The organism is Burkholderia sp. LA-2-3-30-S1-D2 (assembly GCF_001523915.2).
Lineage (GTDB): Bacteria > Pseudomonadota > Gammaproteobacteria > Burkholderiales > Burkholderiaceae > Burkholderia > Burkholderia diffusa.
The window spans coordinates 2,179,306-2,203,456 of record NZ_CP013384.1 but is presented as its reverse complement, the minus strand read 5'-3'; the positions used below and the strand labels follow the sequence as shown (position 1 = coordinate 2,203,456).

The following is a 24,151-nucleotide window of genomic DNA, read 5'->3' as shown; positions in this document are numbered from 1 at the left end:
GGCCGGCCTGACATGCATTCAAGAATAAAACGATCATGAATTCCGGAATCTTTCGTTTGGTCTTCAGTGCCGTTCGCGGCATGCTGGTAGCGGTTGACGAATACGCATCGGCGCACGGGGGCGGTGAACGCGCTCGCGTGCGGCCAGCCACTCGACCTATGTCGGTGGATTCCGGAATCTCGATCTGGTTTGCGGCACGCGCAACCGCGTTTGCCGCACTCTGTACGTTCGGCATGCAGCCGCTCGTTGCCGAGGCGCAGGCAACGCTGCCGATCACACCCGATCGAAGCGGTCCGACTCATCCGGTCGTCGGGGTGTCGGCATCGGGCGTACCGCTCGTCAACATTACTGCACCGAAGAACGGCGTCTCGCTGAACAACTTTACGCAGTACAACGTCGGGACGAAGGGAGCAGTGCTGGTCAACAGCGGCCAGAATTCGCAGACGCAGCTCGCCGGCTGGGTTCAAGGCAATCCATTCCTCGGCAACAACGCTGCGCGTGTGATCGTCAACCAGGTCACGTCGGGTAACCCCAGTCAACTGCTCGGGCCGACCGAGATCGCGGGCAATCGCGCGAATCTCGTGATCGCCAACCCGGCCGGCATCACCTGTGCCGGTTGCGGCTTTCTGAATGTTCCGCGTGTCACGCTGACGACCGGCGTGCCGACTTTCAATCCGGACGGCACGTTGGCAGGTTTCAACGTGACGCAGGGGCAGATCGGCATTGCCGGTGCCGGGCTCGATGCGCATGGCAGTGCGATCGACCTGATCGCTCGCGCGATGACGATCAACGGCCAGGTGTGGGCGGATTCGATCAATGCAGTGGCGGGGGCGAACCGGGTCGACTATGCGAGCAACACCGCGCAGGCACAGACCGGTACCGGTGCCGCGCCGGGCGTCGCGATCGACGTGCAAGCGTTGGGAAGCATGTTTGCCAATAGCGTCCGGATGATCGGGACGGAGGCAGGCGTGGGTGTGCGAGACGCCGGCTCCGTCACTTCACTGACTGGCGATATTCAAGTGTCGAACAACGGCGATGTGACGATCGCGCCGACGGCCCGAATTCAGTCGGCCGCGAACACTCGGATCGATGGCGCCAACGTCGCCCAGCAAGGCACGATTGTCAGTACGCAGGCCACCGATCTGAACGCGTTCCAGGCACTCTCTAACGCCGGAACGATTTCGTCGGGCGGCAACACGAACCTCACAGCCGCCACATCGTTCAACAACAGCGGGCGGGCATACGCGGGTGTGGATTCCGCAGGCAATCTCGTTGGCGGTGGCTCCGTCACGGCACGCGCCGCGAATGTGACGAGCAGCGGCACGCTGGCAGCGGGCGATAACGTCAATCTGTTCGCAAACGACGTTACGCTCGATCAGGGAACCGTGAACGCGGCCAGCGCGGTCAACGTCACGACGAATGGCACGTTGTCGAATGTCGCCGGCACGATGAGCGGACAGAACGTGACGCTGAGTGCGGGACAACTGGTCAACAATTCCGGCACCATCAGTTCGCACAGCCTCGCGAACGTGGCCGCGCAATCGGTTTCGAACCGGTCCGGGACGTTGGCGGCGGACGCGCTGTCCCTGAACTCGGCTGGCGCGCTTGACAATACGCAGGGGCAAATGACTGCGCGCACGGCGCAGATCGCTGCAACGGACCTCACGAATGTGGCGGGCGAGATCGGCACGTCGACGGGCGCGTTGACATTGACGGCGACCGGGAATGTCTCGAACGCCAACGGGAAGATCGCCGGTGGCAATGGTCTCACGCTGACGGCGAATGCGGTTTCCAACGCACAGGGCCAGATCGGCTCCGTGGCGGGCAATACCTCGCTCGACGTCACGCAATCGCTGAACAACGCAAACGGCAAGGTTGCGTCCGGTAACGATCTGTCGATTCACACGACTCATCTCGACAACTCGGCTGGAGCGGTTAGCGCACACGCCGCACAGATCACGGCGACCGATGTCGTCAATACGGGCGGCAAGATCGGCACCACCGATATGCTGACCGTGACGGCGACAGGCACCGTCTCGAATCAGTCCGGCGCGATAGTCGGTGGCAATGGTCTGTCGGTGATGGCAAACAGCATTGGCAATGCGGCAGGCGCGATCGGATCGGCCGCCGGCGACACGACGCTGCGTGTGACGAAGTCTCTGACGAACACCGGCGGTACGGTGAGTTCGGCCAACGCGCTCATCGTTGCAAGCGACACGATCGACAACGCGAACGGCAGTATGACGGCCGTGCGCGGCGCACAAATCCAGACGGGGGATCTCGTCAATGCGGGCGGCCAGATCGGGTCATCGTCGGATGCGTTGTCGTTGATCGCAACGCGCACGGTGTCGAACGACGGCGGCAAGCTGGTTGGGGCGACCGGGCTCTCGGCGACAGCCGCCACGCTCAGTAACCGAGCAGGCCAGATCGGCACATCCAGCGGCGACATGGCGCTGACCGTCTCGCAGGCACTCGACAATACCCAGGGCAAGATTGCCGCGGCTGGCACGCTGAACACGCAGGCCGGTGCGTTCGACAATTCGCAAGGCGCGGTCTCAGCGGATGCAGCGAAGCTCAATGTTGCAGGCGCATTGACGAATGCAGGCGGCACGATCGCGACGACACACGACACGACCGTGGCCGCGCAGACCGTTACGAACCACGGTGGCACCATCGGCTCCGTCTCCGGTGCGTTGTCGGTGGCGACATCCGGTACGACGGACAATGCAGGGGGCAAGCTGCTGGCGTCGGGTGACACGACCCTGACCAATTCGGGCCTGCTGAACTCGGGCGGTACGATCACGGGGGCGAACGTCACGCTCGCGTCCGGACAGGGGGCGATCGACAACACGCTCGGCAACGTGGCGGCAAGCCAATCGCTGTCGAGTCGATCGGGGGCGTTCGATAACCGGTCGGGGTTGGTGCAGGCAACGGGAGCGGTTGACATCGATACGCACGGCCAGACGTTCGACAACGGCGTACTGGCAGGGCAATCCACGGGTGGTCAGGTTCTCGGCAAAGGCGTCACGCTGACGACGGGGGCGCTGAGCAACGCAGGTGGTGCGATTTCGTCGAGCGGTGCGGCAACCGTCAACGCCGCATCCGTGACGAACGATGCAGGTTCGCTCGTGGCGAACGGCGCACTGACCGTACGAAGCGCCGGGACGGTGTCGAACGCGGCCGGCCAGATAGGCGGCAACAGCGATGTAACGGTGTCCGGTACGACGGTCGACAACACGCGTGGGGCCATGCACGCGAGCGGCACGCTGTCGGTGACGGGCGATACGATCCGCAACGCGCAGACTGCCAATTCAACGCTGCCGACGACCGCAGGCGTGCCGGGATTGACTGCAGGAATGGAAGGCGCAAGCGTCACCCTTGACGCCAACCAGGCGATCGACAATACGTCCGGATCGATTCGAGCAGACAAGGGTGCGAAGCTCACCGCACCGATCATCGACAACACGTCGGGCAGCATCCAGTCGAAAGGCTCGGCAACGTTGACGGCATCGAATACGCTGGTCAACAGCCGGGGCGACATCAATGGCGGTCAGCAACTGACGGTCTCGACCGGTACGCTGAACAACGACGGCAAGCTCCAATCGGCGGGCGACGTCAACGTAACGACGCAAGGCGATCTGACCAACACCGGCCAGATCGTAGCGGGTCACGATCTGACGACCACGGCCGGCCGCACGCTCGACAACGGCGGCTCACTGTCGGCCGGCAATGTTGCCAATGTGAGCGCCAATTCGATCCAGAACCGTGCGACGGGCGAGATTTTCGGTGGCAACGCGACCAACGTTCACGCGAACCAGTCGATGACGAACGAAGGCCTGATCGATGGTGGCACAACGACGGTGACGGCAGGTGACACGATCACGAATGCCGGTGGCCGGATTTACGGCGACACGGTCGCGGTGGGCGCGAACACCGTTGTCAATGACCAGAATACCCAGGGTGTCGGTGGCGTGATCGCTTCTCGCGGGGATCTCGACATTGGTGCCCAGACGTTCAAGAACCAGAACAACGCGCTGATTTACGCGAGCAACGACATTCGTGTTGGCGGCGCGCTGGACGCGAACCATCAGGCAACCGGTGCTGCGCAGACCGTGACGAACAACGGCGCGCAGATCGACGCCGGTCGCGACATCACGATCAGCGCAAACCGGTTCGAGAATCTGAATTCGAACTTCCAGACCTCGACGGTCACGACCGATAGCGGCAACCAGTTGTGGTACCAGGTGCCGGGTTCGACCGAAAAGATCGACCCGTCGACCGTTTACCTGTACCAGAAGAACAGCCAGGAAATCCATCCGGGCACGGATTACCAGTGGGCGCTGGACGACGACCAGAAATTCATTCTGCTGCCGTCGACCAAATATCCGTTTGCCGAGTATGCGAAGTACACGATGAATGGGGTAGCGGGCAAGATCGATAACACGGCGTATCCCGCAAGCAATTTCGGTACGGGAGCTTGGGCGTCTCAGACTGGCGCGTATCGAACTGTGCCGGCTGACATCTGGACAACGTTCGGTGTGACGCCGCCGCCCGACGCAAATCCGGCATGGACCACATCCGGACCGTTCTGGATGTCGGCGATTGCAGGTTCGTTTGCCGGTAGAAGCAACGTCGGTAGTGACTGGTTTGCCATCAAGCCCCCCACTGAAGCTGACGTAACGGGGGCAAAACCGGATCCCTTCGGTCGGCCGAGCCCTTCGTGCCTGACGTCAACGAATGCAGCATGCGCCCCGTTCCAGCAGTGGTACAACGCCACGGTCGCCGCTTACCAGAAGCTGGATCAGGTGCTGGTCGGCTATAACGCGGACGTCCGGAGCCGGCTTGTACAGACCTACACCGTCTATACGGTCGACGTGAAATCGACCAAGGACGTGGTAACGGCGTCGCAACCCGGCACGATCACTGCTGGCCGTCATATCACGATCAACACGCCCTCCGGCGTCAACGACAAGAGCCAGATTGTGGCCGGTGACGGCAACAATCCGATGAACGTGCAGAACATCGGTGCGACCGGTACTGAAACCTTCACGGGCTCGGGCAAGGCGATCTATACATGGGTCCAGTCCGGCGGCGCCTTCAGCGGTGACGAACGCGCGACCTCGACGACCAACTACTCGCCGGCTATTCCGTCACAAACGATCGATCTGCCGGTCGTGCTGACCGATCCGGGCAAACCGTCCAATCCGATCAAGAGCGTGGCGGCGGCGACGTCCGCTGCGCAGGGTGCAAGCGGTACCGGCGTGACGCCGGTGGCGGGCAAGGACGTTAGCGGGCAAGTACTGGTCGGCTCGGGTGTGTCGGGCGTCGGCGTCGGGACAGTATCGGCCGTGAAGGCCAATGTCGGCGATGTCGTCGTGCGCACAGTCACGCCGAACACGCGTTTGCCCAACAACGCGCTGTATCAGGTGGCGAGCGACCCGGGCAGCCACTTCCTGATCGAGACAGACCCGCGCTTTACCGATTACAAGAAGTGGTTGTCCAGCGACACGATGCTGGATGCGCTCAAGGTCGACCCCAATACGGTCCTCAAGCGCATCGGCGATGGCTTCTACGAGCAGCAACTGATTCAGCAACAGATCATTCAGACGACCGGCCAGCGTTTCATTGGCGACTATACGGACAATCAGAGCGAATACGAAGCGCTGATGGCGAATGGCGTGAGGGCGTCGCAGCAGTTCGGGCTGAATGTCGGCACTGCGCTGACCGACGCGCAAATGGCCGCACTGACGAGCGACATCGTCTGGCTCGTGAATCAGACGGTAACATTGCCGAACGGTAGTCAGCAGACGGTGTTGGTGCCGCAGGTGTATCTGCACGCGAACGCGGCGGACGTGACTGGCGAAGGCACGATCATCTCCGGCAAGAACGTCACGGTCGATGCCAACGGCGCGTACATGAACTCGGGCACGATCGCTAGCCGCAACGTCACGATCATTCATGCCGATTCGATCGACAACAGCGGCACGGTGTCGGGTGGCACTGTGCTCGCCAGTGCGAACCAGGACCTCAATAATCTCGGCGGGTTGATTCAAGGCAATACCGTAGCGCTGTCGGCTGGCCGCGACCTCAACCTGACGAGCACGACCAGTTCGGCGAAGGCGGCGAATGGCAGCGCGACCGGAATCGATCGTGTATCGACGGTCAATGCGGGTACGCTTCAGGCAACTGCCGGTCGGGACCTGAACGCCAACGCGGCTGTAATTGCGACGACCGGCGATGCAGTGCTGGCCGCGAACAACGACGTCAATCTGAACGCGATTCGCCAGAGCAGTCAGGACGCGGTGAAGTGGGACGCCCGCAATCACGCCGAACACTCGGCGTCGAGCGATACGGGCACGCAGATCGCGACGGGTGGCAATCTGGCGATTGCGGCGGGCCATGACGTGAATGCGACGGCAGCTTACGCGAATGCGCAGGGTGCGATTGGCATCAGCGCCGGGCACGATGTGAATCTGAATGCTGGTGAACAGAGCGCGAGCGCGAACGACGAGCACTATCACAAGGAAAACGGCTTCCTGTCGTCGAAATCGACGCACACGATCGATTCGAGCAGTTACACCAATGCGGTGGGCACGACGTTGTCGGGTAACAGTGTCTCGGTGCAAGCAGGCAATGACCTGACGGCAAAGGCGGCAACGATTGCGGCGACTAACGACGTCAGCCTGACGGCCGGTCACGATCTGACGGTGACGACGGCCGACACGGCCTCGAGCGAATATCACTACAAGGACGTAAAGAAGTCGGGCCTCGGCAGCGCGGGCGCCGGGATCTCGTACGGTACGAACCAGACCATCGATACCAGCCGCGACACGGTGAAGGGTTCGCAGGGCAGCCTGATCGGCAGCACCGACGGCAGCGTGTCGATGGTAGCGGGCAACAAACTCCACGTGACGGGCTCCGACATTGTCGCGAGCAAGGACGTGACGGGCATCGCGAAGGAAGTGACGATCGATGCGTCGCAGACGGATCGCCATCACGAAGAAACCCACGAGGTGAAGAGTTCGGGTTTCACGCTGGCAGTGAAGTCGCCTGTCATCGATGCGATCCAGAACGTGAATCAGCAGGCGCAGGGCGCGGGCGGTAGTCAGGACGGACGGGCGGCAGCGCTGCATGCGATTGCCGCGGCCGGCGGCATGGCTGATCTGGTCGGCGCGACCGGCAATATGACCAAGGCGCTGAACGATCCGAAGGGCAAGGTCGAGGCGAAGGTGGAGTTGAGTTTCGGTTCTTCGCACAGCAAGACGACGTTCACCGAGGACGGCAGGCAGAACAACGGCAGCAGCGTGAAGTCGGGCGGCACGGCGGCATTCGTCGCGATGGGTGACAAGAACGCGGGCCAAGGGAACGTGACGATCCAGGGATCGGACGTGAACGCGAAGGACGTGCTGCTGCAGGCGACGAACAAGATCAATCTGGTCAACAGCACGGATACCGACAGCACGCGCAGCACGAACGAGTCGAAGAGCGCGAGCGTGGGCGTGTCGTATGGCACCGGCGGATTCGGCGTCTCGGCGTCGATGTCGCGCGCGCACGGCGATGCGAATTCGGATGCGGCGACGCAGAACAATACACACATCAATGCGAGCAACACCGCGACGATCATCAGCGGCGGTGACACCAATATCGTCGGTGCGAATGTCAATGCGAACAAAGTGATCGCGGACGTGGGCGGCAATTTGAATCTCGCGTCGGTGCAGGATACGAGCCGTAGCGAGGCCCACCAGAGCAGTTCGGGCGGCGGGTTCAGCATCAGCCAGGGCGGTGCGAGCGCCAGCGTCAGCATGCAGAACGGCCATGCGAGCGGTAACTATGCGGGTGTGAACGAGCAGGCGGGTATTCAGGCCGGGGACGGTGGTTTCGACATCAACGTGAAGCGCAATACGGACCTGAAGGGGGCGTATATCGCGAGCACGGGGACACCGGACAAGAATCAGCTGACGACGGGGGCGTTGTCGTTCTCGGATATTCAGAATAGCTCGAGCTACAACGCGAGCAGTTTCGGGATCAGTGCGGGTGGTGGTGTGGGTGACGGGGGCAATAACTACGCGACGCACGGCCAGACGTCGGGCAAGAACACGGGCGGTGCGTTACCGCTGTATGTGAGCGAAAGCGGCAGCAGCAGCGCGAGCACGAAGAGCGCGATCAGTGCCGGTACCATCACGATCACGGATCAGGCGAACCAGAAGCAGGACGTGGCGACGCTCAGTCGTGAGACGTCGAATCTGAACGGGACTGTTGGCAAGACGCCGGATCTGCAGAACGTGCTGAACAAGCAGTCGGACTTGATCAATGCTGCCACTGCAGCGTCGGAGGCGATCGCCAAGCGGATCGGCGATTATGCGAACAGGAAGGAACAAGCCGCACGCGACGCAGCCGCCACGACTGATGATCCGGCGCTCAAGGAGCAATACATCCAGGACGCGGAGAACTGGGCCGAAGGTGGTGACAACCGTATTGCCTTGCATATCGCTGGCGGCGCCCTGACCGGCGGATTGACGGCGGGCGGCCTCGGCGCGGCAGGCGGTGCGGCCGGAGCGGGCCTGTCGGCCAAGCTCGCGCCGCAATTGACGGAAATCGCGCAGTCAATCAAGGATGCGGGGCCGACGGGTAACAAGAACGTCGATGAACTGCTGGGTAATGTGGCGTCGAACCTGTTGACGGGCGGTGCTGGGGCGCTTGTCGGCGGCGGCACGGGTGCGTTGACGTCGGCCACCGTGGATCGCTTCAACCGGCAGTTGCACCCTGACGAAAGGCAGTGGGCGAAGGATAAGGCGAAGGACTTCGCGAAGTTCTATGAAGAAAAGACCGGCAAGCCACTGACTGCAGAGCAGGCGCAGAATATGTTGCTGGCGAACGGCTATCGTTTGGTGGATGCGGCGGCAAGCAAGGGACCGGGAGGGGACGCAACGGCGGTGGCGTATATTAGTCAGAACAGTGGCGGGTCGTTCAGCGCGACGTCGGCGGAGTACAACAATCCGTTCTTGTCTGGGAATAAGGATGGCTCACTGACACCGGAGCAGTGGGCATTGCCAGGCGCGGTGGCCAATCCAAAAGCCGGGCTCGTCATTGCCGGAGGCCTGGTAACTGCTGGACTGGCGTCAGAGATTGCGGCCGGATTGGCCGCTATCCCCGGCGCGCCAATTTTTGGATCGACCGGAGCTTTGGGATCCAGTGCGTGGGCATCGCCTGTTGGTATTGGTGTACTAACTGGTAGTGTAAATGCGACATCGCAGTTCATCCAGAATGGTACAGTCAATCCAGTCGATGTTGGGTATGCGGCATTGGCTGGCGGAGCCGGAACTTACACCAGGTTCTTTGGAAACGTTGTAATAAACGCAGTGACGGGTGCTCTTGATACTGTCACTAACAATGCGATCTCTGGAAAACATGACAGCATTGCAACCGGTGCAGCGGTGAACGCGGGTGCGGCAGCTATCGGTTATGGTACTGGACTCGCCATGCAAAATTTAATATCAGTGCTGTCGAAGTCGGGGATGAGTGGCTTTGGCTGGTCCGGCACTGGTGTTTGGGCAGGGTCGTCGGGGAAGAATCTGTTTAACCCGAATAACGTTCCTGCAATTGGTGCTGGTATCGGCGGTGCTGCCGGCGCTGAAGCGGGAACGAAATCGATAAACGATGCCAAGTCTCGGATTGGAAAGTGAAGAAATGTATAGATTGATTTGTTTGTATTTTGCTGCTTTCCTGCTGTCATTTATGTGCTTTGCCTCCATAAAATTATTTGTAATGGTCTTCGTGGCCTATTTTTATGGTGGCGGTTTCTTATGGGCGAGTAACGATACAAGATTCGTTCTAGTGAACGGCTCTCTGCTGGGGATTGTGTTTTGCGTTTTCGCGACAGTAGGTTTTGTGCGAAAAAAATGATTCGTGATGCCGTTGTGTGAGCGAGAGCGGCAGCAGCGCGAACACGAAGAGCGCGATCAGCGCAGGCACGATCATGGATCAGGTGAACCAGAAGCAGGACGTGGCGGCGCTCGATCGCGACACGTCGAATCTGAACGGGACGGTCACCAAGACGCCGGATTTGCAGCAGGTGTTGAGCAATCAGTCGGATGTGATCGGGGCGGCGCAGGCGGCGGAGACGATTGCGAAGCAGATTGGGAGCTACGCCGATAAGAAGCGGGAGGAGGCACAGACGAACGCGAACAACGCGACCGATCCGACGCTCAAGGCACAGTACCAGCAGGAGGCCAACAGTTGGGCCGAGGGTGGTGAAAATCGTGTTGCGCTGCACATTGCCGGCGGTGCGTTGACGGGCGGTTTGACCGGCGGTGGGTTGGGCGCGGTTGGTGGCGCTGCGGGTGCGGGTGTGTCAGCCAAGCTCGCACCGCAACTGAATGAAATCGCCCAGTCGATCAAGGATTCAGGGCCGACTGGTAACGCGAACGTCGATCAGCTGATGGGGAATGTAGCTTCGAACCTGCTGGCAGGCGGCGCAGGTGCGCTCGTCGGCGGTGGCGCGGGCGCGCTGACGTCCGCAGCGGTAGACCGGTTTAATCGGCAGTTGCATGAGGACGCGAAGGCGAAGGAGCAGACGTTAGCGAAAAAGCTGGCGGCGGAGAGCGACGGGAAATACACGGTGCAGCAGATTCAGGAGCAGATGGCGCAAATGGATCTGGTGATGGGCGGCGGCGGTGTGCTGCCGGGCAACGTACGCGTTGCATCGGGCGAGAAGCCGCAGGACGGAACGGAGTGGACGCGGTACGGCGTGAACAAGGCCGGTCAGACGGTGTGGACGCAATCGCTGGGGCCGGGCGATCCTGACTTGCAGGCGTATATTGTGAAGGGAGCACAGGGTAGCGGGCTCTCGTATCAGGCGACGACGACGGGCAAGAATCCGGGGTTGGTGAGAGCGCCGGACTTTGTGAATTTCCAGATTGATTACTTCGTGGGGAGTGTGTGGGGGACGTTTACGCGGGATGGCCATGCATACTTCGGAACCGGTGTAAATATGGCGCTCCCTAATCCAGTTCAGGCGTCGGCAAGTATTACTGCAGGCTGGCTTAATCAAACGAGCGTTGCTCCCGGTCAGACAAATAACTTCGCTGGAGGTTATGCCGGTGGCATGACTGGCGCTTACGGCATATTTGGCGCAGGCATCATGAATTCACCGGGTAATGGAACTGCGACCATTATTGGTGTTGGTGGTGGGGTTAGCGCTGGGAGGAACACTAATGTTGGTGGTGTCGGTGGTGGGTACAGTAGTGATCAAGGTAAAACGGGAATCGGGTGGTAAATATGGTTGGAATTCCAGGTTCGACTCCTAAAACACGCGGGCAAAAGATAGTTGGGGTTATTACCTTCGCCGCGCTGATGGGCTTCATCGTGTACGTGGTGTTGAAGAACGTCTTCTTTAGCTGAAGCAACGAATCCGGCCGTGGCCGGGTTCGTTGTTTGTGGGGCTGCTCAAGTGGGCGTGATGACAAGCCTGACGAACGCGCGACCTCGACGACCAACTACGGGTGGCGGTCAGCCGCTGTATGTGAGCGAGAGCGGCAGCAGCGGCGCGAGCACGAAGAGTGCGATCAGCAACGGCGGCATCACGATCACGAACAAGGTGGGCCAGAAGCAGGACGTCGCGACGCTCAATCGTGATACGTCGAACCTAAACGGCACGGTCAGCAAGACGCCGGATCTGCAGCAGGTAGTCGGATTTGATCAACGCGGCGCAGGCGGCGGCGGAGACGATTGCGAAGCAGATTGGGAGCTACGCCGATAAGAAGCGGGAGGAGGCACAGACGAACGCGAACAACGCGACCGATCCGACGCTCAAGGCACAGTACCAGCAGGGGGCCAACAGTTGGGCCGAGGGTGGTGAAAATCGTGTTGCGCTGCACATTGCCGGCGGTGCGTTGACGGGCGGTTTGACCGGCGGTGGGTTGGGCGCGGTTGGTGGCGCTGCGGGTGCGGGTGTGTCAGCCAAGCTTGCCCCGCAACTGAGTGAGATTGCGCAGTCGATCAAGGATGCGGGACCGACTGGTAACGCGAACGTCGATGAGCTCCTGGGAAATCTGACATCGAATGTGCTGGCAGGCGGAGCCGGTGTGATGGTCGGTGGTGGGACTGGGGCGTTGACTGGGGCGAGTGCTGATCGGTTTAATCGGCAACTTCACCCCGAAGAAAAGAAAGTCATACATGATTTGGCCAACGGCGACTCTAACAAAGAACATCGCCTAGAAGCAGCGGGATGCGCATTGGTTCATTGTGCAGCGGGATACGCGCCAGGCACGGTTGACTACGCAAAGTATTCAGCGCTGGAGCAGGAAGGTACAAGCTACACGGTCGAACAGGCTCAACTGAAGAGTTATAACGGAACGTACTTCGCTGCTGCTGGCTATGGCGGCATGGTGAAGCAAACGCCGGGCGGCAGCTTGTTCCAGTACAGTGTGACTGACGGGCAAGCGGATCAGAAATCGTGGGCATCAGGAATGGCGGCGCAGCGGCCAGGAAATATTGACTACGTGACCATTCAATATAGTGCGGGAATTGGCGGTGGATTGACTATCAATGTACATAACGGAAATGTTTACTATGGTGCATCTATTGCAGCTTCCCGCTCAGCAGGCGGGGCAATTACTGCAGGAGTTATTGCAGGTAACGTTGGTCAGTATTCGGTCGACAAAGGGAAACTTGCCGATGAGTTTCTTGCCGGTCAGTCTGTCGGCGGAAGTGGATGCGCCTTTGGGGCGTGCGTAGGTGTCAATCATGCCGTCGGGGGATCCACTGCGTTCGAGTTCGGAGTTGGCTTCGGTGGTTTTACAAGGGCTCCCAACTTCAATGGGAACGCTGCGGGTGGTTATTCCGGTCAGATCCCCAATCCATTCGTGAAATGATCGAGCAGAGATATGAAGAAGTTGTCGGCAAAGAAAGTAATTTTTTTCCTAATTTGGGTGGTGCTGGGGGTTTGGGTGATTTCCCGGACTCCGACAATTTCCACTGCGAAAACGAAATTGGAAATTATGACTTCGGATTTGAGTTATCTTTTTGATAGTTCAACTATTTTATCTCGGCATGAAAGTGCAAAAACAGGGTCGGCTCTTGCGCTTTATGATGTGGATGCATCGACTTTCGGTGAGGAGAAAGAAAAATTTCTCAAAAATTCTCTAGAAAAAAGGGGTGGGTGTTTTTGGGGAGGGATGGTGGTGCATATGTGATGTGCAAGAGTGGAATGAAGGCATCTTTTTCTGAAAAATCTGATACACAGGAATCGGATAGGGTGAGGAGGCGTGTCTTTTCTGTAAGCATGGAATTCAATGCCGGAATCGAGGATTTCTGTCGCCGGAGAATGCGCTGATCGGTTCAATTGGCAGTTGCATCCGGGTTCGCAGTTCGACGAGCGGGCACTGGCGAAGGCTTTGGCGGAAAAGAGCGAGGGCAAATACACACAGGCGGAGATTGAGGATCAGATGCGCATCATGGGCGCGACGGTGGGCGCCACGCATGAATCGGGCGCGCCGGCGACATTGGTCGGTGAAGTGCCGACGGACATGGGGGCACCGTGGGAAGGTGCGAAGCCATCGACGGACGGGCAGATGGTGCTGACTCAGAAGACCGCGCAGCCGGATCCACAGATTCAGGCGTATATCCTCGATAACTATATGCAGATGACGAAGGATGGCCTGCCGAGCATGATTAGCTATGATCGACCGGCAAGCAATGAATGGGGATTCACTGTGACGGGGCCGTTCACGAAGTTCGACCAGTCGGATGTGAACTATGTGAGGAACACGACGGCGGATGCGGCTTCGATGATTTCGACAAATGCAGGGCGCGTCAGTGCAATCGCCGGTGCAATGTCGTCGATCCCTGGCCCTGGTCAGGCAGCCGCGGCTGCAGTGGGAACTACCGCGTCAGCGATTGGCCTAGGTGCAAGCGCAATTGAGCAGGCTCTTCGACCTAACCTTGGAGAATTTACTTTAGGTTTTGCGACTGATATGGCTGCAAAGCCTGTTATGGATCGGCTGCCTTTTTACAGCCCACTCATTAATTAGGTCCTTGAGATTTGGAAGAATTCGGCTGCGGCCTATCAGATGAAGAACCAGATCAATAGGTGAGTTAGGTGAAGCTAATCGAAGATGGGAATTTAAAGGAATGGGTCCGAGGGATGCTCGTAGTTGCGGGCATCGGAATGACTGTCGGTTCGGCGCTACATGGCCTTGATGCGGCTACATCTACATGTATCTTCATGCTAGGCATCGTTGTGGCGGCGCTAGGTGGATACGCCTCTCAGGCACACATGTTGAAGATCAAGCCGTTCGACAACAGCTACAAGAAGGCGCGTGAAAGCTACGAATCGGACAAAGAAGACGAAGGGGCGCGGAAATGAGCGAAGTATGGTCGAACGAAAGCGTGGCCAAAGACCATTTCGCGGTCGCTCAAGTTGCACTTTACATTTTCGCGGTCCTCCAGGTGGTTGTTGCGCTGATGACGGAAAGCGGTGCTGTTCCACTTGGCATTGCTCCACAAGCCTCGACAATGCAGCAGATCTCGACGACCACTTATGCCGTTGTCAACGTTCTATGTTTCGTGGTCGGCTACGTGTTGCTTGCTCGATGCCTGAATTGCTGTACAAGGCTGGTCTGGCGTATCGCATTGACCATATTCCTGATCAACACAGGCATTGCTGCATTGGCTTTCGCAGCACAACCCGGCCCGTATCCCGTGTTGACTTGTAGCCTCTCGATTGCTGGCGTGATTTCCGTTTGGAACGGTCGGGGAGTGGCGCGCAGACACTCTAGCGCTATCTCGGGCAACTGACCGGTTTAATCGGCAACTTCACCCGGATGAATACGCGCTGGCAAAGAGTGCGAAGCTCGTTGCCGATATAAGAGGAGATAGGGATAATGGAGAATAAAAAATATGATTAATGGTTTTAATAGGGTGAGAATTTTGATTTTTGTCATCTTGATTGGTGGGTTTGTTGCGTTTCCTGCTTTTAAGATGCTTCCACTTAAATACCAGTGGGTTTCAGCAGTATTTGTGCTTTTCTTTGTAGTGTCGCTGGTAGTGATCATCGGCGTATTTTATCGCTGTCCATGCTGCAATGCTATTCCGCGTGGTCGGTTGATTCCTTATGTCGATCTGCTACCGAAAAAGTGCTCCTCATGTGGGTGTTCATTGCGTAATCGTTGATGGGATGCTCCCCCAGTCTGCTGATTCCGCTGATCGGTTTAATCGGCAACTTTGAGGCTGGCCCAATTTCCGTTCCAGTCTTTCCCGAGGCCGAATCCGGATTCGGCAAGCAATTGGAAGGCTGCAAGAGCGTTGCGCTTCGAAGGATCAAGTGCCGGGACAGCCCCACATCGACCGACCTTCGCACGCCGCCATCGCCTCGGTTCGCTGTCGGGGTGACTCGCCATTGTCGTTTTAGAACGACCGTGCTAAATTCCCGCCAGCATTTGCAGTCACCGACCTAATCATCCGGTTCCGGCAACCGGCGCCAACGGGCGCGCCGGCGCGTCGCCCGACAGGAGACAGACGTGATGGAGCATGCATCGATCGAGCTCCCGCGGACCGAGCGGGGCGTGCGGGCCGCGTGGAGGGCGTCGCGATGAGCCTGCTGATGTCGCGACGCGATCTCGCGTTCCTGCTGTACGACTGGCTCGATGCGGATGCGCTCGCCGCGCTGCCGCGCTATGCGGAGCACAGCCGCGAGACGTTCGATGCGGTGCTCGACACCAGCGAGCGAATCGCGGTGGACCTGTTCGCGCCGCACGCGGCGCGCGGCGACCGCGAGGAGCCGCGGTTCGACGGCGAGCGCGTGACGCTGATTCCCGAGGTCGAGCCGGCGGTGCGTGCCTTCGCCGACGCCGGCCTGATCGCCGCGGGCCAGGACGAAGCATTCGGCGGGATGCGGCTGCCGAAACTCCTCGAAGCCGCATCGTTCCTGTTCTTCCAGGCCGCGAACATCGCGACCGCCGCGTATCCGTTCCTCACCGTCGCGAACGCGAACCTGCTGCTCGCGCACGGCAGCCCCGCGCAGATCGACGCGTTCGCGCGTCCCGAGCTGGAAGGGCGCTTCTTCGGCACGATGTGCCTGTCCGAGCCGCAGGCCGGTTCGTCGCTGTCGGACATCGTCACGCGTGCCGACTTCGAGCGCGCGTCGCCGCTCGGCCCGCGCTACCGGATCACCGGCAACAAGATGTGGATTTCGGGTGGCGAGCACGAACTGGCGGAGAACATCGTTCACCTCGTGCTCGCGAAGATTCCCGACGAACAGGGGCAGCTGCTGCCCGGCACGCGCGGCATCTCGCTGTTCATCGTCCCCAGGTATCTGCCGGCCGAGGACGGTGCCGCTCACGGCGAGCACAACGACGTGGTGCTTGCGGGCCTGAATCACAAGATGGGCTATCGCGGCACGACCAACTGCCTGCTGAACTTCGGCGAAGGCACGCGCCATCGTCCGCAGGGGCGCGCCGGTGCGATCGGCTATCTGGTCGGCGAGCCCAATCACGGCCTCGCTTACATGTTCCACATGATGAACGAGGCGCGCATCGGCGTCGGCGCGGGTGCGGTGGCGCTCGGCTACACCGGTTACCTGCATGCGCTCGACTATGCGCGCAACCGGCCGCAGGGGCGTCCGCTGGGACCGGCCGGCAAGGACGCGGCGGCGCCGCAGACGCCGATCTGCGCGCACCCGGACGTGCGGCGCATGCTGCTCGCGCAGAAGGCGTACGTCGAAGGCGGGCTCGCGCTGATCCTGTACTGCGCGCGGCTCGTCGACGAAGCGCGCGCGCACGGCGATGCAACGGTGCGCGCCGAGGCCGCGCGCCTGCTCGACATCCTGACGCCGATCGCGAAAAGCTGGCCGTCGCAGTGGTGTCTCGCGGCCAACGATCTCGCGATCCAGGTGCACGGCGGATATGGCTATACGCGCGACTATCCGGTCGAGCGGCTCTATCGCGACAACCGCCTGAACCCGATCCACGAAGGCACGCACGGCATCCAGGCGCTCGACCTGCTGGGCCGCAAGGTCGGTCAGGACGACGGCGCGCTGCTGCGCACGCTCGATGCACGTGTCGAAACGACGCTCGAACGCGCGCGGGCGGCGGATGGCGATACGCGCGCGCATGCCGATGCGCTGGCGCCGCGCTGGGCACGGCTCGTCGACGTCACGCGCGCATTGGCCGCGCTCGGCGATCCGCAGGTGCGGCTCGCGAATGCGAGCGTCTATCTGGAGGCGTTCGGTCATCTGGTTGTCGCGTGGCTGTGGCTCGACGTGACGCTCGCCGCGCGCGGACGCGATGACGATTTTCACGACGGCAAGCGAGCCGCCGCGCGATACTTCTTTCGCTGGGAACTGCCGAAGGTGGATGCGCAGCTCGACCTGCTGGCGAGCGTCGATACGACGACGCTCGACATGCGCGACGCGTGGTTCTGAGCGTCGCGCCGCACGGATGAAGGTGCCGCGGTGCGGGCCGTCTGGCCTGCGCCGCGCGCCGGTCGCGCGGGCGCGTCCCGCTGCCGTATCGATGCGCGGCGATGTCGCGCAAGGAGAATGGAGAGCATGAAAGCGCTGTTGTGTACCGCATTCGGCCCGATCGACCGCTTGCGTATCGAGGACGTCGCGATTCCCGAACCGGCCGCTGGTCAGGTGCGGATTCGCGTGAAGGCGGCGTCGCTCAATTTCCCCGATGCGCTGATCGTCCAGGGGCTGTATCAGGTGAAGCCGGCATTGCCGTTCTCGCCCGGCGCCGAATTCGCCGGCGTGATCGACGCGGTCGGCGACGGCGTGAGCGCCTGGCGGCCGGGCGACGAGGTGGTCGCGTTCACCGGCCACGGCGGCTTCGCCGCGCAGTGCGTGGCCGACGTGCACCAGATCGCGGCGCTGCCGCCGGGGATGACGTTCGAGCAGGGCGCGGCGCTCGTGCTGGCGTATGGCACGTCGCTGCATGCGCTGCAGCAGCGCGCGCGCCTGCAGCAGGGCGAGACGCTGCTGGTGCTGGGCGCGGGCGGCGGTGTCGGGCTCGCCGCGATCGAGATCGCGAAGGCGCTGGGCGCGCGCGTGATCGCGGCCGCGTCGAGCGCGGACAAACTGGCGCTATGCCGAGAAGCCGGCGCCGACGACACGATCGACTATGCGACCGAGGACCTGCGGCGCCGCGTCGACGAACTGACCGGCGGACGCGGCGCGGACGTCGTCTACGATCCGGTCGGCGGCGCGTACAGCGAGGCCGCGCTGCGCGCGACCGCGTGGCGCGGCCGGTTCCTCGTGGTCGGTTTCGCAGCCGGCGAAATTCCGAAGATCGCGCTGAACCTTGCACTGCTCAAGGAGCGCGACATCCTGGGCGTGTTCTGGGGCGATGCGGTGCGGCGCGACCCGGCGCAGCATGCGGCGAACATGCGCCAGCTCGCGCAATGGTTCGCGGCCGGCAAGGTGCGGCCCGCGATCACCGAGCGCGTGCCGCTCGCGGGTGCGGCCGACGCCATTGCGCGCATGGCGAACCGGCAGGTCAAGGGCAAGGTCGTGATCCTGCCGGACGCGTGATCACGCCGGTGCCGGTTCACGCGGCGGTGGCCCGACCGGGCATCGCCTTCGATCGAGGTTCTTTCGTGTAACGTTACCGGAGTCGCTGACCATGCAATCCCTGTCGAATCTGCAGCCCGCCGTCGCGGCCTCGCTTGCTGCGTGGCACGCGATGCTCGCGCGCAAGGATTTCAGCGCGCTCGACACGATCGTCCATCCGGATGCCGTGTTCCGTTCGCCGATGGCGTTCAAGCCGTACGGGCCGGCGCCCGCACTGTTGCTCGCGCTGCGCACGGTGCTCACGATCCTCGAGAACTTCGAATATCACCGCGCGTTCGCCGACGACGACGGCACGAGCGTCGTGCTGGAATTCAGTGCGACGGTCGGCGACAAGCGGCTGAAGGGGATCGACATGATCCGCTTCGACGCCGACGGACGGATCGTCGAATTCGAGGTGATGATCCGTCCGTTCAACGCGCTGCAGGCGCTCGGCGCGGAGATGGGTGCACGGCTCGGGCAGCAGCTGCCGGCGTTCAGGAGCGGCGGGTGAGGGGGCGGCGACGCCCCGCGTGCATTCATTGACGCAGTGAAATGGACGATGCGCGGCCGGCTCGGCCACGTGCCGTATTCTCCGGTGCGTCGCCGAGGAAGTCCGGCAACGCCCGCGGCGGCAGAATAATCACGAAGCGTGCGCCGCCGAGCGGCGAATCCTCGAGCCGCACGTCGCCGCCGTGCACGAGCGCGACGCGTCGCACGATCGCGAGCCCGAGCCCGAACCCGCCGGTCTGCCGGTCGCGGCTCGAGTCGAGCCGCTGGAACGGTTCGAACACGCGCGCGCGTTCGGCGACCGGAATGCCGGGACCGTCGTCGTCGACGCTCAGCACCAGCGCGCCGGACGCATCGTGCGTCGCGGACAGCAGGACGGTGCGCGACGCATAACGTGCGCCGTTGCGGATCAGGTTCAGCAGCGCGCGTGCGACGAGCTTCGGATCGCACACGTGCGAGGCAGGGGCGCCGCTCGTCGACACGCCGAGGGTGAGGCCGCGGTCGGCGACGTCGTTCGCGACGTTGCCGGCCACGCTGTCGATCAGCGCATCGACGACGACGTCCATCGGCGCGAGCTCGCTTGCGCCTTGTTCGAGCCGCCCGATCGTCAGCAGCTCGGTCACGAGACCGTCGAGTTCGCGCACGTCGCGTCGAAGTTCGTCGCGGCGTTCGCGCATCCGCCCGCTCTCGTCGGATTCGGCGAGCAGCGCGAGCCCGAATTCGAGGCGCGCGAGCGGCGTCTTCAGCTCATGCGAGATGCCATGCATCATTTCGCGCTGCTGCTTGATCGACGCCTCGATCCGCTCGGCCATGTCGTTGAACTGCTGCGACAGCTCGTAGATGTTCGATCGCCCGGACAGCTTCACGCGCGTCGACAGCTTGCCCGCGCCGAACGCGTGCGCGGCGGCCTGCAGCTTGCGCAGGTCGCGCCAGTGATACGAGATCCACAGCACCACGGCCAACAGCGCGGCGAGCGCGAGCAGCAGGTACGCGTAGATCTTGATGTCGAGATCGGCCGCCTCGGTCGGGCGCGCATGCAGCACGGAGCCGTCCGCGAGCGGCATGTAGTAATCCTTGGCGTCGTAGCTGATCGCGATCCGGCCCGCGTCGAGATCGCGCAGCGGTGTGCCGCTCAACTGCGCGCGGGCGTCGGCCATCGTCATGAAGCCGAATCCTTCGTTGCCGTGCTTCGCGAGTTCGCGCAGCGCGAGCATGCGCTGCGCGCCCGGATGACGCTCCAGATAATCGTTCAGCACGAACGCGTAGGTCGTCAGCGAATCGCGCTGCGCCTGCGCGACGCGATCATAGAAGATCCGGTCGAACGAGAACTGGATGAACGCGATCGATCCGGCGACGCACAGGATCACGATGAGGTACAGCCTGATCAACGGGCGCAGCATTTATTCGTCCCACGCGGAAGGGCTGAAGAGGTAGCCGCGGCCCCAGATCGTCTTGATCTTGTGCGGCTCCGACGACGCATCCTCGAAGCGGCGGCGCAGCTTCGAGATGCCGGAATCGACCGAGCGGTCGAGCCCGTCGAACTCGATTCCGCGCAACTGCTTCAGGATGTCGTCGCGGCTCAGCACGGTGCCGGCCGCGCGCGCGAGGATCAGCAGCAGGTTGAACTCGGCCGTCTTCAGGTCGACAGGATCGCCGCGCCATGTGACGGTGCGGTTCGGCGGCGAGATCGTCAGTTCTCCGAATACCAGCGCTTCGGGCGCGGCAGCGGGCCTGTCCGTCGCGGCCGGCTGCGCGCGGCGCAGCAGCGCGCGGGCGCGCGCCACCAGCACCCGCGGCTCGATCGGCTTCGTCACGTAGTCGTCGGCGCCGGTTTCGAGGCCCGCGACCTGATCGTAGACGTCCGCGCGCGCGGTGAGAATCAGCACCGGGACGTTGGTGAACGCGCGAATGCGCCGGCACACTTCCATCCCGTCGAGGTTCGGCAGCATCAGGTCGAGGATCACGAGCGCGGGCTGGTGTTCGCGCACCGCCGCGACCGCCAGGTCGCCGCGTCGCACGACCGTCACCGCGAATTCGTAGTTGTCGAGGTATTCGCGCACGAGCTGCGCGAGGCGGTCGTCGTCCTCGATCAGCAGTACACGGTATTTGAGCGGATTGTCGTACATGGTCTCCTCGATGCGCGCGCGTCGTCCCGCATCCCGGCAGGCGGGCGCGCGGCGCGGCACGCGAATTCTATCCGGCGTTCCGGCGGCCTGGGCAGCAAGGCGACAATCGCGAACAATCGAACACAATTGAGCACAGATTCCCCGCAGATTCCGGACAGTCCCGGCGCACGGCGGCACCTAGACTTCGGGCTCCGTCACTCTTATTTCAATATTGTGCGCCCAACTCTTCGCCGCTCCCGTTATTGCGTGCCGCTTGCCGGCCTGACCCTTGCCGCCGCCGCTCATGCGGAAAACCAGTATTCGCTTTCGCTCGGTGGCGGGTTCGCGCCGCGCTACCAGGGGAGCAACCAGTATCGCGGCGTCGTCGCGCCGGGGTTTTCCGCGAAGTTCGGCAACGGCTTCTTTATCGACAGCACCGCGGGCGCCGGCTATCGGCTGGACCTCCCGCACGGCGCGTTCGTGTCGGCGGCGGTGAGCTACGACGCGGGCCGCGCGGACGAGAACCGCTTCGACCTGCCCGGTTCGGACTACCTGAAGGGGATGGGTCGGATTCCCGGCTCGGTGCTCGTCGGCGTGCGGGCAGGGCTGACGCTGTTCGATGCGGCGGAGCTGAGCGTGTCGGTCGACACCCCGGTGACGCATACGTCGCGCGGCGTGTCGGGGCATGTCGACCTCGCGGTGCCTGTGTTCAAGACCGCGCGGCACGAGATCGTCGTGACGGGCAGCGTGCATGCCGGGACCGGACGCTACACGCAGACGTTCTACGGCGTGACCGACGCGCAGTCGATGGCGAGCCGCTTCCGGCCATATTCGACGAGCGGCGGGATCGACAGCGCGACGATGTCGGTCGCGTGGCACTGGAACCTGTCGCGGCACTGGTCGGTCGTCGCGACGGGCGGCGTGACGCGCCTGCTCGGGCGCTATGGCGACAGCCCGATCGTCCAGTCGCGCAGCAACTACTACGGGATGGCCGGCGCGACCTACAGGTTTTGAACGGGTGGCCGGCGCGCGCGTGCCGGACATGACGCGCCGGTGTCGGGCCGTCGCCGCGAACCGCGTGCGGTAACATGCGGGCGGGTCCGGCGTCGCGCCGGGCCTGCGACGCCGGTGCGCCTGAACGGCTCGACCGCGTCGTGCATCGCCGCCATTCGCCGGCTGCTATCCGTCAGGATAGGGCCGGCGGCGCGCGGCGCCGATCACGCAAGCAATACCCGGCCTTGCACGAATGCCGCATGTGAATCGCCGGGCCGCGACAGGGAGATACCGATGAAGAGAACGATCGCGATGCTCGTGGCACTCGTTGCGAGCGCAACCTTCGCAGGATGTGCGGACATGAACACGAAACACCGCAACGCCACCGCCGGCGGCGCAGTGACGAACCCGGCTCCGTCGGGCACCGTGAACGCATGCAAAGCGGACGCCGCGCCGGACGATGCGCTGATCGGCAAGACGGAGGGCGAGGCGGCCGCGCTGCTCGACGGCTGCCTGTGGCGCGTGCTCGAGCGCGACGGCCAGTCGTTGCCGGGCACGATGGACTATCGCCCGGAGCGCCGCGACCTTGGCATTCGCGACGGCAAGGTGATCTGGGTGCGGCGCGGGTGATGTGGCTGGGCGGTGCGTGCGTTACTTCGAGATATACCAGAGCGCGTCGGTGCTGACGCGTGCAGCCGGCTTCGTCGCGGCCGGCGCCTGAGGTGTCGCGACGGGGGGCGGCGTGTTCGACGTCACTGCGGTGGGCCACGTCGCGGGCGTCTGCGACGTGGTCGATGCCGTCGAGGTATTTGCCGTACTCGAGGTCGCCGCCGATCCCGACGTCGACGCCGTATCGATATACCAGAGCGCATTGGCAGTGTGCTTCACGGTCGGTGCCGCGGCAGCCGTTGCCGCCGTCGCGCCTGAACGCGGCGTTCCCGCTGCCGCTCCCGCCCCAGCCCCTGCCTGCGCAGTCGCCCCTGCCGCACCGCGCTGCGCGCGCGCCTCGAACGGCCCGAGCTGGAAGATTAACGTTTGCGCGGGACGCGTCAGAACGGCATACGGGAACTGCAGCTCCCACGACATCAGCACGCGGCCCGACGACGTCTCGGTGAAGATCGCCGGCACGTGCTTCATGTCGCTGAACTGCACGTAGATTCGCGCGCCGTCGTCGAACACCTGGGTCGGCTTGGCCTGGTCGGCACCCGTGACCGTCCAGCCGAAGTTGTACGTGCCGGCCGGGCCGGCGGGCCCGCCTTGCGGCTGCGGCGGCGGGGCGGCCGGCGCGAGCGTGCGGGCACGCGCGACCGGCGGTGCCGACACGCTCAGGCTCGCGAACGGGTTGTACGCCTGCACCTGCTGCGGCGGCGTGAAAGAGGGTGGCAGGATGGGCATGGGAGTATCCGGCGAATCCGGCATGGTCCGGATTGCATCATAGACCTTGCGGGCATACGTGAGGCGCTTGTCGGGCGACGCGGAGTTGTACGCGCCGATCGCGTTCCAGTTGGCGCCGAGCTGTCGGATGTTCTGCGACAGGATCCACGCGCCGACGTACGCGTTGGTGCACGCATCGAACAGGCTTTCCCGCGAGATGCCTTCGCGCGCGAGCGTCGGCAGCCACGTGCTGTTGATCTGCATCAGCCCGATGTCGACGGTGCCGTTCGTGTTGGTGTTGACGGCATTCGGGTTCATTCCCGATTCGACCTGCGCGATGCCGCGCAGCAGGCTCACGCTCACCTTCTGGAACGTGGCCGCGTCGTCGAGACAGTCGGCACGCGCGAATCCGTGCAGCGCGCACGACAGCGCGATCGTCGCGGCGATCTTCGGCGTGGCGTGGCTGATCGAACGGGCAGTCTGACGCGGCATGGCAGGATGGGGCGGAATCCGGCCGCCCGGTGCAAGGAAATTACGCAGACGCGAAGTGTGCCATAGCGCGCAGTCAAATGGCTCGCGTCAAACTTTCCTTTGCATTTGCCGGCGCATGTGTCGCGCATTTTCGTTC

General features: G+C 62.6%; 17 protein-coding genes. 13 read left to right on the top strand and 4 right to left on the bottom strand.

The window, feature by feature from the left end; all coding sequences use genetic code 11:
- The first annotated feature begins 35 nt into the window (after nucleotides 1–35).
- The 8 genes from WS66_RS23050 (at nucleotide 36) to WS66_RS33770 (ending at nucleotide 14,796) form a co-directional block, all read left to right on the top strand.
- Nucleotides 36–9,683, top strand: coding sequence for a two-partner secretion domain-containing protein (locus tag WS66_RS23050; RefSeq protein WP_082729039.1), 9,648 nt, complete (start codon nucleotides 36–38; stop codon nucleotides 9,681–9,683).
- A 293-nt stretch (nucleotides 9,684–9,976) separates the two neighbouring features.
- Nucleotides 9,977–11,275, top strand: coding sequence for a hypothetical protein (locus WS66_RS23045; protein ID WP_059606417.1), 1,299 nt, complete (start codon nucleotides 9,977–9,979; stop codon nucleotides 11,273–11,275).
- Between the two features lie 183 nt (nucleotides 11,276–11,458).
- Nucleotides 11,459–11,758, top strand: a complete 300-nt coding sequence (locus WS66_RS34135) for a hypothetical protein (protein WP_179955267.1) — start codon at nucleotides 11,459–11,461, stop codon at nucleotides 11,756–11,758.
- The gene (locus WS66_RS34130; RefSeq protein ID WP_179955266.1) at nucleotides 11,694–12,872 is read left to right on the top strand and encodes a hypothetical protein; all 1,179 of its coding nucleotides are present in this window, start codon (nucleotides 11,694–11,696) and stop codon (nucleotides 12,870–12,872) included. Before WS66_RS34135 ends, WS66_RS34130 begins: the two co-directional genes overlap by 65 nt.
- A gap of 12 nt (nucleotides 12,873–12,884) precedes the next feature.
- Complete coding sequence (locus WS66_RS33775; protein WP_159086576.1) at nucleotides 12,885–13,193, top strand: hypothetical protein; 309 nt, start codon at nucleotides 12,885–12,887, stop codon at nucleotides 13,191–13,193.
- Between the two features lie 99 nt (nucleotides 13,194–13,292).
- Entirely contained in the window at nucleotides 13,293–14,030 is a 738-nt protein-coding gene (locus WS66_RS23035; RefSeq protein WP_059606423.1) for a hypothetical protein, read from the top strand.
- 68 nt (nucleotides 14,031–14,098) lie between these two features.
- A complete protein-coding gene (locus WS66_RS23030) occupies nucleotides 14,099–14,365 on the top strand; it encodes a hypothetical protein (RefSeq protein ID WP_159086575.1) in 267 nt (88 codons plus the stop codon).
- On the top strand, nucleotides 14,362–14,796 hold the full coding sequence (locus WS66_RS33770) for a hypothetical protein (RefSeq protein ID WP_159086574.1): 435 nt from the start codon (nucleotides 14,362–14,364) through the stop codon (nucleotides 14,794–14,796). The genes WS66_RS23030 and WS66_RS33770 overlap by 4 nt, the downstream gene beginning before the upstream one ends.
- A 5-nt stretch (nucleotides 14,797–14,801) precedes the next feature.
- Here WS66_RS33770 and WS66_RS33765 read toward each other — a convergent pair whose 3' ends face one another.
- Nucleotides 14,802–15,053: a hypothetical protein gene (locus tag WS66_RS33765; protein ID WP_159086573.1), complete on the bottom strand. Its 252-nt coding sequence runs from the start codon at nucleotides 15,051–15,053 to the stop codon at nucleotides 14,802–14,804.
- Nucleotides 15,054–15,589: 536 nt separating this feature from the next.
- On the opposite strand from WS66_RS33765, the gene WS66_RS23025 reads away from it, so the two are divergent.
- The 3 genes from WS66_RS23025 to WS66_RS23015 all read left to right on the top strand — a co-directional run bounded on the left by WS66_RS23025 (nucleotide 15,590) and on the right by WS66_RS23015 (nucleotide 19,055).
- On the top strand, nucleotides 15,590–17,419 hold the full coding sequence (locus tag WS66_RS23025; protein WP_059606593.1) for an acyl-CoA dehydrogenase: 1,830 nt from the start codon (nucleotides 15,590–15,592) through the stop codon (nucleotides 17,417–17,419).
- A gap of 126 nt (nucleotides 17,420–17,545) precedes the next feature.
- Nucleotides 17,546–18,526: an NADPH:quinone oxidoreductase family protein gene (locus WS66_RS23020; protein ID WP_059606595.1), complete on the top strand. Its 981-nt coding sequence runs from the start codon at nucleotides 17,546–17,548 to the stop codon at nucleotides 18,524–18,526.
- A gap of 91 nt (nucleotides 18,527–18,617) precedes the next feature.
- Complete coding sequence (locus WS66_RS23015; protein ID WP_059606426.1) at nucleotides 18,618–19,055, top strand: nuclear transport factor 2 family protein; 438 nt, start codon at nucleotides 18,618–18,620, stop codon at nucleotides 19,053–19,055.
- A gap of 25 nt (nucleotides 19,056–19,080) precedes the next feature.
- On the opposite strand, the gene WS66_RS23010 is transcribed toward WS66_RS23015, so the two are convergent.
- Together WS66_RS23010 and WS66_RS23005 are read right to left on the bottom strand one after the other, a co-directional pair.
- On the bottom strand, nucleotides 19,081–20,451 hold the full coding sequence (locus tag WS66_RS23010; protein WP_059606428.1) for an ATP-binding protein: 1,371 nt from the start codon (nucleotides 20,449–20,451) through the stop codon (nucleotides 19,081–19,083).
- The gene (locus WS66_RS23005; RefSeq protein WP_059606429.1) at nucleotides 20,452–21,177 is read right to left on the bottom strand and encodes a response regulator; all 726 of its coding nucleotides are present in this window, start codon (nucleotides 21,175–21,177) and stop codon (nucleotides 20,452–20,454) included.
- A 246-nt stretch (nucleotides 21,178–21,423) separates the two neighbouring features.
- Between WS66_RS23005 and WS66_RS23000 the strand changes: the two genes are divergently transcribed.
- Nucleotides 21,424–22,170 (top strand): MipA/OmpV family protein, encoded by a 747-nt coding sequence (locus WS66_RS23000; RefSeq protein ID WP_059606431.1) that lies wholly within the window; start codon nucleotides 21,424–21,426, stop codon nucleotides 22,168–22,170.
- Nucleotides 22,171–22,443: 273 nt separating this feature from the next.
- A complete protein-coding gene (locus WS66_RS22995) occupies nucleotides 22,444–22,779 on the top strand; it encodes a hypothetical protein (protein ID WP_059606433.1) in 336 nt (111 codons plus the stop codon).
- Nucleotides 22,780–22,800: 21 nt separating this feature from the next.
- Here the strand turns inward: WS66_RS22995 and WS66_RS22990 are convergent, their stop codons facing one another.
- Nucleotides 22,801–24,015, bottom strand: a complete 1,215-nt coding sequence (locus WS66_RS22990; protein WP_059606435.1) for a lytic transglycosylase domain-containing protein — start codon at nucleotides 24,013–24,015, stop codon at nucleotides 22,801–22,803.
- Nucleotides 24,016–24,151 lie beyond the last annotated feature (136 nt).